Source organism: Brevundimonas sp. UBA5866 (genome assembly GCF_002432125.1).
In the GTDB taxonomy this organism is placed as follows: Bacteria; Pseudomonadota; Alphaproteobacteria; order Caulobacterales; family Caulobacteraceae; genus Brevundimonas.
In genome coordinates this window covers 1-15,931 of sequence record NZ_DJFS01000072.1, presented here as the reverse complement: position 1 = coordinate 15,931, position 15,931 = coordinate 1, and the positions used below count along the sequence as shown (strand labels likewise).

Annotated in this window: 14 protein-coding genes; 6 read left to right on the top strand and 8 right to left on the bottom strand. The window is 59.8% G+C overall.

All coding sequences use genetic code 11. The features are described from left to right. The first annotated feature begins 14 nt into the window (after window positions 1–14). Window positions 15–482 carry a hypothetical protein gene (locus B3H86_RS08655; protein ID WP_242913188.1) on the top strand — a complete coding sequence of 156 codons (468 nt, stop codon included), beginning with the start codon at window positions 15–17 and terminating at the stop codon, window positions 480–482. Window positions 483–484: 2 nt separating this feature from the next. On the opposite strand, the gene B3H86_RS08650 is transcribed toward B3H86_RS08655, so the two are convergent. The 4 genes from B3H86_RS08650 to B3H86_RS08635 all read right to left on the bottom strand — a co-directional run bounded on the left by B3H86_RS08650 (window position 485) and on the right by B3H86_RS08635 (window position 3,547). Then, complete coding sequence (locus B3H86_RS08650; protein WP_292052991.1) at window positions 485–1,165, bottom strand: hypothetical protein; 681 nt, start codon at window positions 1,163–1,165, stop codon at window positions 485–487. A gap of 191 nt (window positions 1,166–1,356) precedes the next feature. Next, window positions 1,357–1,659, bottom strand: a complete 303-nt coding sequence (locus tag B3H86_RS08645) for a hypothetical protein (RefSeq protein ID WP_292052990.1) — start codon at window positions 1,657–1,659, stop codon at window positions 1,357–1,359. A gap of 81 nt (window positions 1,660–1,740) precedes the next feature. Beyond that, complete coding sequence (gene aroC, locus B3H86_RS08640; RefSeq protein ID WP_292052987.1) at window positions 1,741–2,826, bottom strand: chorismate synthase; 1,086 nt, start codon at window positions 2,824–2,826, stop codon at window positions 1,741–1,743. A gap of 10 nt (window positions 2,827–2,836) precedes the next feature. Further along, a complete protein-coding gene (locus B3H86_RS08635) occupies window positions 2,837–3,547 on the bottom strand; it encodes a J domain-containing protein (protein ID WP_292052985.1) in 711 nt (236 codons plus the stop codon). 111 nt (window positions 3,548–3,658) lie between these two features. On the opposite strand from B3H86_RS08635, the gene pdxH reads away from it, so the two are divergent. Then, window positions 3,659–4,321, top strand: a complete 663-nt coding sequence (pdxH, locus tag B3H86_RS08630) for a pyridoxamine 5'-phosphate oxidase (protein ID WP_292052983.1) — start codon at window positions 3,659–3,661, stop codon at window positions 4,319–4,321. On the opposite strand, the gene B3H86_RS08625 is transcribed toward pdxH, so the two are convergent. Together B3H86_RS08625 and udk are read right to left on the bottom strand one after the other, a co-directional pair. Beyond that, the gene (locus tag B3H86_RS08625) at window positions 4,322–4,927 is read right to left on the bottom strand and encodes a TetR/AcrR family transcriptional regulator (RefSeq protein WP_292052981.1); all 606 of its coding nucleotides are present in this window, start codon (window positions 4,925–4,927) and stop codon (window positions 4,322–4,324) included. It lies immediately after the preceding gene. Window positions 4,928–5,068: 141 nt separating this feature from the next. After that, complete coding sequence (udk, locus tag B3H86_RS08620) at window positions 5,069–5,713, bottom strand: uridine kinase (protein WP_292052979.1); 645 nt, start codon at window positions 5,711–5,713, stop codon at window positions 5,069–5,071. Between the two features lie 188 nt (window positions 5,714–5,901). Here udk and B3H86_RS08615 point away from each other — a divergent pair, with 188 nt between their 5' ends. Both B3H86_RS08615 and B3H86_RS08610 read left to right on the top strand, forming a co-directional pair. Continuing rightward, window positions 5,902–7,530 (top strand): long-chain-fatty-acid--CoA ligase, encoded by a 1,629-nt coding sequence (locus B3H86_RS08615; protein WP_292052977.1) that lies wholly within the window; start codon window positions 5,902–5,904, stop codon window positions 7,528–7,530. Between the two features lie 50 nt (window positions 7,531–7,580). After that, a complete protein-coding gene (locus B3H86_RS08610) occupies window positions 7,581–8,237 on the top strand; it encodes a DUF1499 domain-containing protein (protein WP_292052976.1) in 657 nt (218 codons plus the stop codon). Window positions 8,238–8,240: 3 nt separating this feature from the next. On the opposite strand, the gene B3H86_RS08605 is transcribed toward B3H86_RS08610, so the two are convergent. Beyond that, window positions 8,241–9,137 carry an MBL fold metallo-hydrolase gene (locus tag B3H86_RS08605; protein WP_292052974.1) on the bottom strand — a complete coding sequence of 299 codons (897 nt, stop codon included), beginning with the start codon at window positions 9,135–9,137 and terminating at the stop codon, window positions 8,241–8,243. Window positions 9,138–9,496: 359 nt separating this feature from the next. On the opposite strand from B3H86_RS08605, the gene B3H86_RS08600 reads away from it, so the two are divergent. Both B3H86_RS08600 and B3H86_RS08595 read left to right on the top strand, forming a co-directional pair. Continuing rightward, the gene (locus tag B3H86_RS08600; protein ID WP_292052972.1) at window positions 9,497–9,919 is read left to right on the top strand and encodes a hypothetical protein; all 423 of its coding nucleotides are present in this window, start codon (window positions 9,497–9,499) and stop codon (window positions 9,917–9,919) included. Window positions 9,920–10,415: 496 nt separating this feature from the next. Next, window positions 10,416–13,376, top strand: coding sequence for a TonB-dependent receptor domain-containing protein (locus B3H86_RS08595; protein WP_292052970.1), 2,961 nt, complete (start codon window positions 10,416–10,418; stop codon window positions 13,374–13,376). A 153-nt stretch (window positions 13,377–13,529) separates the two neighbouring features. Here the strand turns inward: B3H86_RS08595 and metH are convergent. Beyond that, on the bottom strand, window positions 13,530–15,931 hold a 2,402-nt coding region (gene metH / locus B3H86_RS08590; RefSeq protein ID WP_292052968.1), incomplete at its 5' end, for a methionine synthase.

Sequence of the window (15,931 nt, the reverse complement as noted above, 5' to 3'; positions counted from 1 at the left end):
CGAATTGGGGAAGGGTGATCAGTCCAGTCGCCGTTGGCAGCGCCCTTTTAGCGGCTACCGCCGTTCAGGCTTCGATACCGCCCACCTATAACATCATGTTCATCGGCGATGCGCGCGAGGCACGCGCAATCGGCGCTGCCGTCAGCGCCTATATGATCCAGCACGACGCCTATTTCGATCAACCTCTGGAGATGTCGCGATCGTCTGTGGCGGGGTGTATGGAGACCGACACTTACGCCGCCTGCATTGCCGAGGCGTTGAGCGCCCCCGCGCATTCATCGGTTCATGCCCCGGTGGTGGTCTGGGCGAGAGTGGATGGTGACAGCTTGATCTGGAGCTGTGCGGGTCGACTTGGCGAGGCTTCAGCCACGCTTGACGTATCTTTCAACCCGCAGAAGGCCTTGTTCGGTTCGGGTGAAGAGCAGAGCGCCGAACTTCGCAAGGCCGTTGCCTGTATCAAGGATGCGGGCCGGTCGGGCTAGCCTCAGAACATTCTAAGCGTATAGCGGCTATCGCGACTCGACATATGGGATCGGACACTTAGCGAATAGGTGCCGGTCCGAGGCATCGTGTGCCGCAGGCTTTGAACATTCAGATAGACCTCAGCGTCCACACTTTGTGCCAGAACGCTGCCTTTACAGGCGTCATCGGAAAAGATCGTTAGCGTTGGGCCCAACATTTCCAAGGTAAACCGCGCCAACTCGCCTTGGGTGGCGGCAAATTGGTAGCAATCGAAAAGGGCACCCTCTGATGTCTGACGGTCGTCGGCTATCAGTTCGCCGTAATAATAGGAGCCGGGCGCAATTCGAACGCTTCTATCATCGTTGCTCGTTAGACGAAGACTGTAACGACCAGTCTCAATATTGCGAAGTCCGATACTAAAGATCGCAACAGCGACTTTTATCGGGGTCTCCGCATGGAAGGTTAGAAAGGAGATTTTTTGGCCACCTTGACCGTCCACGCCATCAGAAAAGCTTTTGCAGTCCGGAGCGGCTGTATCATCTCCGGGAATGACAATCAGTTTGGGGTTAAGGGTGGTTTCACCTTGAACATCAATCGCATAGTTGGTTCCTGCGCGCAGGCTGATTGTGTAGCAATCGACCGGCATGCGAAGGTTTGGATCGACGTCGCTGGCCGTCAACTCCCCGTGATGCAGACGGCCCACGGTCAGTGTTTCCTGGGATATCGCGGGCGATGCCAGAAACAGGGATATACATAGGACTGATAGGGGCTTTTTCACCGTACTATCCTTAGTGAATGGCGCGCGTTTGGAACATCAGCGCGCAGCTTAACACTCATTTGAATAACGGTAATCTGTAAAATGGTCGATGGCGCAGGATGCCGACACCTGAGGTGTCAGTCTTCAAGCGGTATCCCGTGCGCATGGCAGTACATATGCCGCGCGTTTCGCGCCGAGTTACCCATTTTAACCTGCTCGACGGTCCAGGCGTCGAGGTTGCGGCCATCGGGATGACGTAGATCGACGCCCGCGCGTCGCAGTCGGCTCAGTAGGACTGAAGCACCGTAGTTAGCCGCTGAAATCCAGCCCAGCATGTCACTGATGTCATCGGGTGAGAGCCCGTCCTTGTCAGGATTGTAGGCGTCGGAATCCAGAGCGTCGCCAAGCTGCTGAAGAACATCTGCGATGTTGAGGGCCATTGGTACGCTCTTGGGTTGGTGTGGAAGTCTGAATGAGTTCACGCAACAACTTTAAACCAATACTGACGCCCTTACGGCTCCTTAGCCCACCTGCGCCCGATGCCGCAACTTGGCATCCGCCAGCACAATCGCTGCCATCGCTTCTACAACCGGAACGCCGCGAAGGGCGACGCAGGGGTCGTGGCGGCCTTTGGTGCGTAGGTCCACTTCCTGACCGTCGCGGTTGATGGTCTGGCGGTGGGTGAGGATGGAGGAGGTGGGTTTGAAGGCTACGCGGGCGGTGACGGGCTGGCCCGTCGATATGCCGCCGAGGATGCCGCCCGCCTTGTTTGACAGGAAGACAGGCTCGCCGTCCGGTCCGATGCGCAATTCGTCGGCGTTTTCCTCGCCGGACAGCATGGCGGCCTCAAAGCCCGCGCCGATTTCCACGCCCTTGACGGCGTTGATGGTCATCAGGCCCGCAGCCAGTTCGCTATCCAGTTTCGCATAGAGCGGTGCGCCCCATCCGGCGGGCACGCCGGTGACTTCCAGCGCCACGACCGCGCCGATGCTGGAGCCCGCTTTACGCACGGTATCCAGATAGGCTTCCCATTCCGGAACCACTTCGTTGGATGCGGCGAACAGGGCGTTGTCGTAAACGGCGCTAAAGTCGATCTGATCGTCAGGAATGCGGTGCGGACCCAGCTGCACTACGCCTGCGCGGATTTGGATGCTGTCGCCCAGAACCTTGCGGGCGACGGCACCAGCGGCGACACGGCTGGCGGTTTCGCGGGCGGATGAACGGCCACCGCCGCGATAGTCACGGATGCAGTACTTGGCCTGATAGGTGAAGTCGGCATGACCGGGGCGGAAGGCGTGGGCGATCTCGCCATAGTCCTTGGACCGCTGGTCGGTGTTTTCGATCATCAGGCTGATCGGAGTGCCGGTGGTGACGGGGCCGTTACCGTCGTCGAATACGCCCGACAGGATTTTCACCGCATCGGCCTCTTGGCGCTGGGTGACAAAGCGGCTGCCGCCCGGTTTGCGCTGATCCAGAAAAGGCTGGATGTCCGCTTCGGTCAACGGGATCAGCGGCGGGCAGCCGTCAACGACGACGCCAATGGCCGGCCCGTGGCTTTCGCCCCAGGTGGTGATGCGGAACAGGTGACCGAAGCTGTTATGTGACATGGGTACGGCTTTACGCAGCAGTCGCCCGTGCCGTCCAGACCTCAGTGAAGCGCTGGCGCAGATGTTGGGCGTCGGAAATATCGCTGTCGCGGGCTTCAAGGGTGATGAAAAGGTCGCCCGCAGGGTAGGAGCCTCTGGCGGGAAGCCCCTTTCCGGGGAAGGACAGGCGCACCGGCTCCTTCATATCCGGCACCAGCCATGCGCTTTGCGGGCCGACAGGGGTGTCCAGCTCGATCCGGCCCCCGTCGCGCAGATAGTGGGCGGGCACGCGTTTGTGCACGAACAGGTCGGAGCCGAACACTTCTATCCCGCGCTGGGGCCGGATGCGCACAGGGATGGTGCCGACATCCTTCAGGCGCAGCCTGTCGCCGTGGCGCAGTCCGGCGGGCAGTTTCAGCCGGTATAGCTTCTCATTGATCCAGACCTCTGACGTGCCACCGACGATGGCCTGTAGCGGGGTGATCACGGCGACGGGATCGGGGCGCACCACATGCAGGTTGCGCACAGGTGCACCCAGCGCCGGTCGCGGAGGAGGCTGGTTCTGCAACAGGTGATAGGCGTCAACCACATAGCGAAACAGCACGACATCGCCATGAGGCGAGTCAGGGTGGACGGCCTTGGCGATGCGCCGGAATGCGCTGGACAAATCCGCAGCCGATACCGGACCTGTCAGGCCCAGGATCTGGCGCGCCTCGTGAACTGTCAGCCGTCTTTGCTCCATAGGGGGGAGCTTGCGGCCAATATGGTCAAAGGGGCGTTAACCGTAATCACATTCGACGAGGCCCGGTTCAGTATTTGGGTCAAAGCGTCGAAGGGGTCTATAAGCCTTGCCATGAGTCACGCTGCTATTCCACCCAGCCCGTCGCGCGCCGATTATGAAGCGCAGTTGGTCCGCAACTCTGACGACAGCATCTTTGACGGTGCCGATCCGATGGCGGTGTTTGCGGACTGGCTGAAAGAAGCCGTCCAGTCCGAGCCCAACGATGCCAATGCCATGACGCTGGCCACGGTTGATGCGAACGGCATGCCAGATGCGCGGATCGTGCTGTTGAAGGACATCGATGCGCGGGGCTTCACCTTCTACTCGAACGTCGAGAGCGCCAAGGGACAGGAACTGGCCGCCCATCCGCAGGCTGCGCTGGTATTCCACTGGAAGTCGCTGCGCCGTCAGGTGAGGGTGCGCGGTGTGGTGGAGCCGGTAACCGCAGAAGAGGCCGATGCCTATTTCGCCAGCCGCGCGCGTGAAAGCCGCATCGGAGCCTGGGCATCATCCCAGTCCCGCGGGCTGGACAGCCGCGCCACGCTGGAACAGCGCGTTGCCGAAGAAACCGCGCGCTTTGAAGGGCAGGACGTGCCGCGCCCGCCGCACTGGTCCGGCTGGCGCGTTGTGCCTGTGGCTATCGAGTTCTGGCGGGACCGGAAGTTCCGCCTGCACGACCGCATGCGCTTTGTGCGCGAAGGCGGCGTGTGGGTGACCGAACGCCTTTACCCCTGATCAGACAGCGTATCGCGCCCAAAAAGTCTCAACCGCATCCTCTGCAATGGCGCGGGCGCTGCGGGACTGGATGGGGTCCTTGTCGGTCGCCAACGGCAGCAGCAGTACCGGGTGTTCGATCATGCCCAGCAGCTGGCTGACCGCCCAACTGGGCTTTTCCACCCGGATCAGGCCGTTGTTTGCCATGCTTTCGCAGGTCTGGATCAGCCTGTGGGCTATATCGCCCCGGCCCTTGTCGAAGAACTCGGCAGCGCGTTTGCTGAACCGTGGGCGTTCGGCAAGGATCAGCCTGAACATCTTGCGCACGAACCCGTCAGACAGAAACTCGGTATAGCGGGTCAGATAGTCCACCAGATCGGCCTTTGTCGGCCTGTCCGCAGTGTCCGAAACACGTGACAGCTTGTCGTAGAATTCCGTTGCCGCACTTTCCAGCACGGCGTCGAACAGATCGGCCTTGCTGGCGAAAAAACTGTACAGGGTTGCGGTTGAAACGCCTGCGGCGCGTGCGATGGGTTCAATGCGAGCTGCAGCATAGCCTTCGGTGACAAACCGAAGGCGAGCTTCGTTGATAATCGTGGGGACCCGCGGGTCCAGGGGTACTTGCATGAAAATCCGGGGGTTGATGAGATTTCATCTGCCCCCGGATAGTGACCGAGCTTTGCTATTGATGCAAGGATAACAGCGTTACTACTTGGTGCGTATTAAGACCGCAGTGAGTTGTAGCTGTTGTATTTAATCCCCGACGTCTTAGCGGACATATTGCACTAGTAACGGGTGCAGTAACACTGGTGCAATCAGGCGTAGTACAACATCGCGATCTACAAGGCGTACGGCGGCTGTTGCATCGGCAACGATGAAATCCGCATGTACTCGCGATGGCTCGGTGAAGGACTCATGTCCCGGGCGCACGGTCAGCAGATACTGGTTGACCACGGAATCCGCCGTGCGGCCGCGCTCGGCCTGATCGCGCAACAGGCGCCGGATGAAGCGGATGTCTGCGGGCGTGTCCACAAACACCTTCACATCGAACAGGGATGCCAGCTGTGGATTGCACAGCAGGTGGGTCCCTTCGATGATCACCACCTCGGCAGCATGCACCGGCTCGCCACCGGCTTCGCGACCGTGGGTAATGAAGGAATAGACCGGGGCGACAATGTCCTGACCGTTCTTCAGTGACGTAAGGTCGCGGATCAGAAGATCGTGATCGCGCGCGTCAACATGATCGAAGTCGTGCGTTGCCGCATCGAAGCCGGGAACCGAGGCAGCGTCCTTATAATAGGAATCCTCGCGAATAAGGGCTGCAACGCCCTCGGGAAGGGCAGAAATCAGGGCTTCGGCCAGCGTGGATTTGCCCGAGCCAGAGCCGCCGGTGATGGCAATAAGAATGGTCATGAGGCGTTCTCATTCACTGTCGCCGGCTTTGGCGCAAGACGAACAAGGGCGAAAATCACCGGTTTGTCCGATAAGCTTACCTAAGGTCACGTTGCAAGCGTTCGCCTTATTGGCATAGCGTTTCCAAATAGCGCCGATCAAAGAACAACAAGAGCGCACGACAGGGATTTATTTAAGAGGAACGCCTGATGCTCGGACTTATGCAGGACTGGCCGCTGACTGTAGATCGCATTTTCGATCACGCCCGCGACTGGCACCCGCGAACGGAGGTTGTCACCCGCTCGGTCGAAGGCCCGATTACCCGCACGACATATGCCGATATGTACGGTCGGGCCAAAAAATTCTCGAACGTCCTCAAGGCCTGGGGGGTGGAGGCGGGCGACCGTATCGCTACCCTTTGCTGGAACACCGACCGTCACATCGAGGCGTGGTACGGCATCATGGGGATCGGCGCGATCTGCCACACCCTGAACCCTCGCCTGTTCGCCGAGCAGTTGGTCTACATCATCAACCACGCCGAGGACCGCGTGGTGTTGACGGACCTGACGTTCGTACCGCTGCTGGAAGCCATCCTGCCGCACATTCCCAAGGTCGAACGCTTTGTCATCATGACCGACAAGGCGCACATGCCGCAGACCAAGCTGCCGAACTGCGAGGCCTATGAGGATCTGATCGATCAGGCGTCGGCCGATGCGGTCTGGGGCGGGTTCGACGAGAATACCGCCTGCGGTCTTTGCTACACCTCGGGCACGACTGGAAATCCGAAGGGGGTGCTGTACTCGCACCGCTCGAACTTCCTGCACACCTTGATCACCATGCAGGCCTCGGTTCTGGGCGCGACGCCGGATGATGTCATCCTGCCGGTGGTGCCGATGTTCCACGCCAATGCATGGGGCATTGCCTTTGCGGCACCGGCGACCGGCACCAAATTGGTGATGCCGGGGGCCAAGATGGACGGTGCCTCCATCTACGAACTGCTGGAAAGCGAAGGCGTGACCTTCTCGGCGGCGGTGCCGACCGTATGGCAAGGCCTGTTGCAGCATATGCGCGAAACAGGTTCGCGTCTGTCCACCGTCAAACGTGTTCTGATCGGCGGCGCGGCTGTGCCGGAAGTACTCATCCGCACTTTCGAGGACGAATACGGCGTCGAGGTCGTTCAGGGGTGGGGCATGACCGAGACATCGCCGGTCGGTACGGTATCCAACCTGCGTCCTGAAATGCGCAGCTGGCCCAAGGACGATCAAATCCGCCAGCGTGTGAAACAGGGAATTCCGCCGCTTGGTGTCTCGCTCAAACTCGAGAACGACAAGGGCGAGGAACTGCCGCACGATGGCGAAACCTTCGGGCGTCTGCTGATCAAGGGTCCGACCGTGGCCAAGGCCTATTTCCGGGGCGAAGGCTCGGTGGTCGATGATGAAGGCTATTTCGACACCGGCGATGTGGCCACCATCGACGCCCACGGTTTCATGCACATCACCGACCGGGCCAAGGACGTAATCAAGTCCGGCGGCGAATGGATCAGTTCGATCGAAATCGAAAACCTGGCCCTTGGCCATCCGAAGGTTGAACTGGCCGCAGTGATCGGTGCCGCGCATCCCAAATGGGACGAACGTCCGCTGCTGATCGTCAAATTGAAAGAGGGCGAAACTCTCGACAAGCAGGAGCATCTGGACTTCCTGCAGGGCAAGATCGCCAAGTGGTGGATGCCGGATGATGTTGTCGCAGTCGAAGAGATTCCGCTTGGCGCGACGGGCAAGATCGACAAGAAGCTGTTGCGTGAGCGAATGAAGGATTATCGCCTGCCTTCAATAGCCTAACAGCCATTTAGGGGGTCTGGATGCCGTCAGGGAAAACATCGCCAACGGCCTTGGCCAAGTTTCTGGTTCTGGTGACCTTGTTGGTGCCGTTGCTGGTGCTGGGTGCCGTTCTGGCGACCCGAACGGGCATGATCGGCCTGGATACCGGTTTCGGTACGCTGGGCCTGAAGGTGGCCCCTGTTCTGGCATGGATCGGGGCAGGGGCGGCAGCGGTGTCGCTGCTGCTCCTGATCCGTTACCGCGATCTCTGGACCTATGCGGCCGCTGCCGTTGTGATCGGCGCGGTGACGCTGGGGGCGACGCAGTACCAGCTTACGCGTTTCGGCCCTGCGCCGCGGGATGTCACTTCGAATGCAGATGACCCGCCGGTCTTCGGGCGCGCCATGCTGTCCGACCGCCGCGCGGCGGGTGTACGTGCCACAGATACGGTTGCATGCGACGGGCTTGAAGCGATCGACAGCCAGCTGTCTCCCGAAGTTGTCGCTTGGGCGCTCAAACAGTCGGGCGTGACGGTTATGGGAATGTCGCCGTTCAGAGTGGACGGTTGGAAAGAAGGCATGTGGTTCGGCATCCAGCATGACGTCACAGTACGCATCCGGCCCGGGCGTACAGATGTTCGCGTCTCGGCTCGGGACAGCCTGCCAATCGGGCCTCAGGCGTGCGATCTGGCCAGGCGGATCGTCTCGGAAATGAATGCCCTGCGTTGATATCTAGCCGATCAGGCTCCAGCGCCCTGACAGGCTATTCTCGTCATCGGTCACAGCGCGCCCCTCGCGGGCCAGTTTGATCAGATGTGACAGCACAGACAGGCTGGCTGCCGGCCACAGGCTTTGGCTCACCGTGGCATAGAGAACAGGCACCATCCGCTCGATCGTGGTGTCGCCTGCTTTCAACCGCTCGATGATCTGTTCTTCACGGGCCATCCGATGGGCGTGATACCCTTTCAGAAAGGGCTCGACATCGGTGATCGGGGCACCGTGGGTGGGCCAGACGATATGGAAATCACGGGCCATAACCGCCTCGAGACTGGCCATATAGTCCGACATGTCCCCGTCTGGCGGGGCGACGATGGTTGTGGACCAGCCCATTATGTGATCGCCGCTGAGCAGGCCGTTCTCTTCGGCCAGCACAAAGCACATATGGTTCGAGGCATGCCCCGGGGTGGCCATTACCTCTATCGTCCAGCCATCGCCCTCGATCGTTTCTCCGCCACGGATAATCACGTCAGGCGAGAAGGCTTCATCGTCTGCTTCATCCAGTCGAACGCTTTCGCCAGAGCGTTCCGGGGGCGCAGCCGCATAGATCGGTGGCTTGCCGCACGCGTTTGAAAGCGGTCGGCTCAGGGGGGCGTGGTCGGCGTGGGTGTGGGTGACCAGTATGTGGCTGACTTTTCGATAGCCGATAGCTCCAAGCAGGGCATCAAGGTGCGCCTCATCCGCAGGACCGGGATCGATGACCGCTACGGCTCCGTCGCCTCGACCGACGATATAGGTTCCGGTGCCGGTAAATGTGAACGGTCCTGGATTGTTGGCGATCACACGTTCGACAAGCGGGGAGATCCGGTCGCACCGGCCATAGGCAAAATCAAAGGCTTTGATGAACTGCATGGCGGGTTTGTCTGCGTGAAGGGGAGGGCCGTTAAAGGTTAGCGCCTCGGTTGTGATCCGGCTAGTTGGTCACTGCCCAAATCATTGCAAACTATTGATATTTATAGCCGCGCTTAGGCCTTCAATCAAAATACTTGAAAGCTTTTGTTTCTGCGCGCGTCACGGGACCTGTGTGTATGGGCGGGGAAAAGGTTCACCGAATGGCGCAAACGACAGAACTGATGAAGGTCTATTTTTGCAGTTTCTATGGGGGCGGTACAGACCGGGGGATGTCGTGCTGTGTCACCTCCACCACGGAGGAATTATGACTTAAATCACGAAGCGCGAGCGTTGGCTCGCCACGTCTATGATCGCAGGCTTTGCAGGGCCCGAACACCAACGGTTGCGATGCGGCTTCGGACTTCCGGTACGACTTCAACCCGGTCAACCTGCTGCAATCGCTGTACGAGCGCACCAACTTCAACACCACGCTGAAATACGACATCAATGACAGCGTCGAGTTCTATGGTGACATGCTGTACAGCACCTATGCCAGCTCGAACCAACTGGCTGAATCGTCGGCTGCCTTATCGGTTCCGGTTGCCACCACCGGCACCCTGAGCGCTGAAGTCCGTGACCTGCTGACGAACGTTGGCCTGAGCGGTTCGATCCAGGCCACGGACGCCAACCTGTTCGACAGGAACCCGCCCATCTACGAAAGCGGCCACCAGTACCAAACAGTCCCGTCGACATATGACGTGATCGGTCGATACTTCTACATCGGTGCGCGCGCCCGCTTCTAAGCGCCGCTAGATCTATGGAGTGAAGGCGGCAACTCCGGTTGCCGCTTTTTCTGTTCGTGCCGCATTTCGTGCCGGTGAGTCGCGTTCGCGTAACCTAAATGTGGCCTGTGAATGGCCTCATTGAGGTTGGTTGCATATTGATGTGTCAGTTTTTGATGAAAATAACGGGATCATCCATCTCGCATTCGAAAACTTTGAAGCAAAGCTCGGTCGCGTAGGGTGGGGTATCAAGCTTTGACAATATTCAATAACGCATTGTTTTTTAATGATAAAAAATGAAACAAAAAGGTTCGGATTGTCCTGGAAAATGCCGGATGTTTCACAAAACCTATATTTGCACCATCTATGAAAAAAGCCCGCCTGATCGTAATGTTACTGTGATCGAAATGTGACGCAATTACAGCTTATTCGCCACAAATAACCAAATTTTGCGACCGCCCGTTGACGGTTTTGCTCGGATGCGACCGTATCGGCGTTCCACGGAGGAGGACTCGATATGTCTAATATGAGTGGGCGTAAGTGGCTGCTCGCCAGCAGTGTGTTGGCTGGTGCTGCCCTCGCCAGTGTGGGGACTGCTGCGCACGCGCAATCGTCGCAAGACGATGTTACCCAAGTCAGCGAAATCGTCGTTACGGGGTCCCGTATCGCTCGACAGGACTATAAGTCGGTTAGCCCGATCGTCACTGTCGACAGCGAAGACATTCAAGCTACGGGTTCGATTACGATCGATACCCTGATGAACGATCTGCCGCAGTTTACGCCGTCGATCTCGTCGACGTCGAACAACCCGTCGAATGGCGGTCAGGCCAACCTGGACCTGCGCAGCCTGGGTTCCAAGCGTACCCTGGTGCTGGTCAACGGTCGCCGTCTGGTCCCGTCGAACAGCGACGGTTCGGCTGACGTTAACCTGATCCCGTCGGCACTGGTCCGCAGCGTTGAAACCATCTCTGGCGGTGCATCGGCCGCCTATGGTTCGGACGCCGTCGCCGGTGTGGCGAACTTCATTCTGAACAACAACTTCTCGGGTGTCCAAGTGGACGCCCAGTACGGTCAAACCGACCGTGAAGACGGTGTGAACCAAAGCTACACCATGACCATTGGCGGTAACTTCGCCGATGATCGCGGTAATGCTGTGATCTCGATCAACCGTTCGACCCGCGAGAACATTTTCAACGCGGCTCGTGAGTTTGCTGCTGTTTCGGGCGCTTCGGGTACCAGCCCGATGGGTTCAGCCGTTTTCGACAGCGCCAACTTGCCGTCGGCCGCTCTGGTGCGCAGCTATTTCAATGACCCGACCCTGGCACTGACCGGTGCGTTCGGCTTCAACAATGACGGCACCGTCTTCAGCCACGCCAAGGCTCTGAACTTCAAGAGCCCGGGCGGTATTGAATATGATGGCTTCTATTCTCCGGGTTCGAACTATTTGTTCAACACGGGCGCTCTGAACTATCTGCAACTGCCGATGGAGCGCTGGAACCTTTACACGAGCGGTCGCTATACCATCAGCGAGAACGCCGAGTTCTATGCAGACGCCATCCTGAACCAGTACAAGGCCAGTCAGGAACTGGCGGCTACGCCTGCTGCATCCAGCACGGGCTTCCGCGCTCCGGCGACCAACCCGTTCATCCCGGCGGATCTGAAGGCGTTCCTGAACAGCCGTCCGAACCCGCTGAGCTCGTTCCAGCTGAACAAGCGCTTTACGGATCTCGGCGGTCGTAATGCGACCTACGACTATAACGTCTATCAGCTGACCGGTGGTGTACGCGGTACTCTGCCGAACACTGAATGGACCTATGACCTGTACGCCCAGTACGGTCGTGTGAACAATGCTGAAACCCAGACCGGCAACGTGTCGCGTTCGGCCGTTCAAACCCTGCTTGATGCACCTGACGGTGGCAGAAGCCTCTGCGAAGGCGGCTTCAACCCGTTTGGTGTGCAACCGATCTCCGCAGCCTGTATCGACTACATCGGCCGTAAGTCGCGCACCGTGACTGAAAACGAGCAGATCGTCGTCGAAGGCACCCTGCAAGGTAAGGCGTTCGACCTTCCGGCCGGTGAAGCCCGCGTGGCTGTCGGTATCCAGTACCGTGAGAACACCTACGACTTCGAGTCGGACCCGTCGCTGGCACGTGTCAACCCGATCACGCCGCACCTTGGTGCCAATGGTCAGCCGGATGGCGGCAACATCGGCGGTGTGGAAATCGCCGGCTTCAACGCCGCACCTTCGGTAAGCGGCTCGGTACGCAGTATCGACCTGTTCGGTGAAGCCCTTCTGCCGCTGATCTCGAACAAGCCGTTCATCCAGCAGCTGGATCTGACCCTGGGCTGGCGTTACGCCGACTACAGCTCGATCGGTGGTACGACCGCCTATCGCGCCGACATCGACTGGGAAGTCGTCAACGGCTTCCGCGTACGTGGTGGTTTCAACCGCTCGGTTCGCGCGCCTTCGATCGGTGAGCTGTTCTCGCCGTCGGGCGTGGACTTCCCGGCCATCGGCAGCGTTAGCGCGTCGGCCCCTGGCGGTGACCCGTGCGACGTTCGCGGCTTCTTCCGTAGAGGTCCGGATGCTGCCAAGGTCCGAGACCTGTGTCTGGCCCAAGGCCTGTCGCCTGCTGTTATCGACACTTACGAGTTCTCGAACAGCCAGGTTAACGGCTGGTCTGGCGGTAACGTCGATCTGAAGGAAGAAACCGCCGATACCTACTCGATCGGTCTGGTTTACCAATCGCAGTCGCAGTCGCCGTGGTTCTCGCGTTTCTCGGCTTCGATCGACTACTACAGCATCGAAATCGAAGACGTGATCTCGAGCATCTCGATCTCGGATGCTCTGAACGGTTGCTTCAACGGCACTGGCGAAAACCCCGACTACAGCAACAGCAACGGTTATTGCCAGCTGTTCCGTCGTGATGCCCTCAACGGTTCGATCGTCGATGCGATCGAGAACCTGGACAACCTCGGCGTGCTGAAGACTTCGGGTGTTGACCTGCAAGTCGACTGGGGCCTGCAACTGGCTGATATCGGCGCTCCGGACTGGGGTATGCTGAACTTCAACGCCGTTGTTGGCTGGATGGGTACCCGTGAGGACTCGGTTGTCGCCGGTGGCGTGTTGACCGACCGTCTGGGCACCATCTCGGACGACTTCGGTAATACCTTCCCGGAATGGAAGTCGCTGTTCTCGGCCAACTGGGCTAATGGCCCGTGGTCGGTGACGACGCGTTGGCGTCGTGTTGGCGAAATGACTGTCTACGGCTCGACGGATGTGCTGAAGGCGACCAACTACTTCGATCTGAGCGGTAGCTGGGCCATCAATGACACCCTGTCGCTTCGTGGCGGTATCAACAACGTGACGGACCAAGAGCCGCGCACCTGGGATCCGGGTGTTCAGGCCAACACCGACCCGTCGACCTACGACATCCTGGGTCGTCGTTACTTCATCGGTCTGACCGCGAAGTTCTAATCCATGAAGGGAAGGCGGTTCGCCGCCTCCCTGATGGATCAAAGACTTTGAGGCGGTGATCTTCGGATCACCGCCTTATTCTTTTGTCGTCTTGGTCTGCGCCCAAACAAAAAGGTCGCCCGTTGGGGCGGCCTTTTCAATATGGTCCTGGCCTCAGTAGTTGAGGATAGGTGCCAACCAACGCTCGGCTGTGGCCACGTCCCAACCCTTGCGGGCGGCGTAGTCCTCGACCTGATCGCGGTCGATCTTGCCGACACCGAAATAGTGGCTTTCGTTGTGGCCAAAATAGAGGCCACTGACCGAGGCGGGCGGGTTCATCGCATAGCTTTCGGTCAACTCCATACCGGCCTGAGCTTCGGCGTCCAGCAGGCGGAACAGGGTTGCCTTTTCCGTGTGGTCCGGCTGGCACGGATAGCCGGGGGCAGGGCGGATGCCCTTGTACTTCTCTTCGATCAGGTCCTGAACCGACAGGTCCTCGTCGGCGGCATAACCCCACAGCTTGGTGCGGACTTCCTTGTGCAGGCGCTCGGCAAAGGCTTCGGCCAGACGGTCGGCAAGGGCCGTCGCCATGATGGCGGAATAGTCGTCGCCCGCCGCCTTGAACTCGGCCGCCTTGGCCAGCTCGCCGTGGCCCGCCGTGACGGCGAAGGCACCGATATAGTCGGCACCGTCCTCGGCCACGAAGTCGGACAGGCACAGGTTCGGCTTGCCATTGTTCTTGGCGATCTGCTGGCGCAGGCCGTGGAAGGTGGCGATCTGCTCGCGGCGGTCATCGTTGGCCCAGACCACGATGTCGTCACCCTTGGCATTGGCGGGCCAGAAGCCGACCACGCCCTTGGCCGTGTACCATTTCTCGGAAACGATCCGGTCCAGCATGGCGCGGGCGTCGCGGTACAGGTCGCGTGCGGCCTCGCCCACGATATCGTCGTCCAGAATCTGAGGGAAACGCCCGATCAGCTCCCAGCTGGCAAAGAAGGGCGTCCAGTCGATGTGGTCGGCCAGATCCTTCAGGTCCCACTCATAGGCGCGGGTGCCGATGAAGGACGGCGCGGGCGGCGGTACCGGATTTTCGGCACGGAAGCGGTTGGCGCGGGCCGCGGGCAGGGCGGCGCGGGCCTTCACTTCCTGACCACGGGCATATTGCTCGCGGATGCGGGCGTATTCCTCGCGGGTGGCGGCCTCGTTCTTTTCCTTGTCGGTCTTGGACAGAAGGCCCGAGACGACGCTGACGGCGCGGCTGGCATCGACGACATAGGTTGTCGATCCGGCCTTATAGGCAGGCTCGATCTTCACCGCCGTGTGGGTACGGCTGGTGGTGGCACCACCGATCAGCAATGGGATGTTCAGGCCGCGACGCTCCATTTCCGACGCCACGAACACCATTTCGTCCAGCGACGGCGTGATCAGGCCCGACAGCCCGATGATGTCGCAGTTGTGGGCGATGGCCTCGTCGATGATCTTGTCGGCGGGCACCATGACGCCCAGGTCCACGACCTCGTAGTTGTTGCACTGGAGCACGACGCCGACGATGTTCTTGCCGATATCGTGCACATCGCCTTTCACGGTCGCCATCAGGATGCGGCCCGCCTGTTCGCGCGGCTTGCCGGCCTTTTCCGCCTCCATGAAGGGTTCCAGATAGGCGACGGCCTGTTTCATCACGCGGGCGGATTTCACCACCTGCGGCAGGAACATCTTGCCAGCCCCGAACAGGTCACCGACGACGTTCATGCCGTCCATCAGCGGGCCTTCGATGACGTGCAGCGGGCGTTCGGACTGGGCGCGGGCTTCCTCGGTGTCGGCTTCGATGAATTCGGTGATGCCGTTTACCAGGGCGTGTTCGATACGCTTGCCGACGGGCTGTTCGCGCCACGACAGATCGACGACCTTGGCCGCGCCCTTCTCGCCCTTATAGCGCGGGGCCATGTCCACCAGACGCTCGGTGTTCGAGACATTGGTGCGCTGGGGGCGATTGAGGATCACATCCTCGACGGCTTCGCGCAGTTCGGGGTCGATGTCGTCATAGACGGGCAGGTCGCCCGCATTGACGATGCCCATGTCCATGCCCGCATTGATCGCGTGGTACAGGAAGACCGAGTGGATGGCGCGGCGCACCGGCTCATTGCCACGGAAGCTGAACGACACGTTCGACACACCGCCCGAAACGCGGGCGTAGGGCAGGGTGTCTTTGATGACCTTGGTCGCCTCGATGAAGTCCACGGCATAGTTGTCGTGTTCCTCGATCCCCGTCGCCACGGCGAAGATATTGGGGTCGAAGATGATGTCTTCGGGCGGGAAGCCGACCTCGTTGACGAGGATGTTGTAGGCGCGGGTGCAGATTTCGATCTTGCGCGCGGCGGTGTCGGCCTGACCCTGCTCGTCAAAGGCCATGACGACGACGGCGGCACCATAGCGCAGGCACTGGACGGCGTGATGGCGGAAGGCGTCCTCGCCCTCCTTCATCGAGATCGAGTTGACGATGGGCTTGCCCTGAACGCACTTCAGGCCTTCCTCGATCACCTCCCATTTGGAGCTGTCGATCATGATCGGCACGCGGG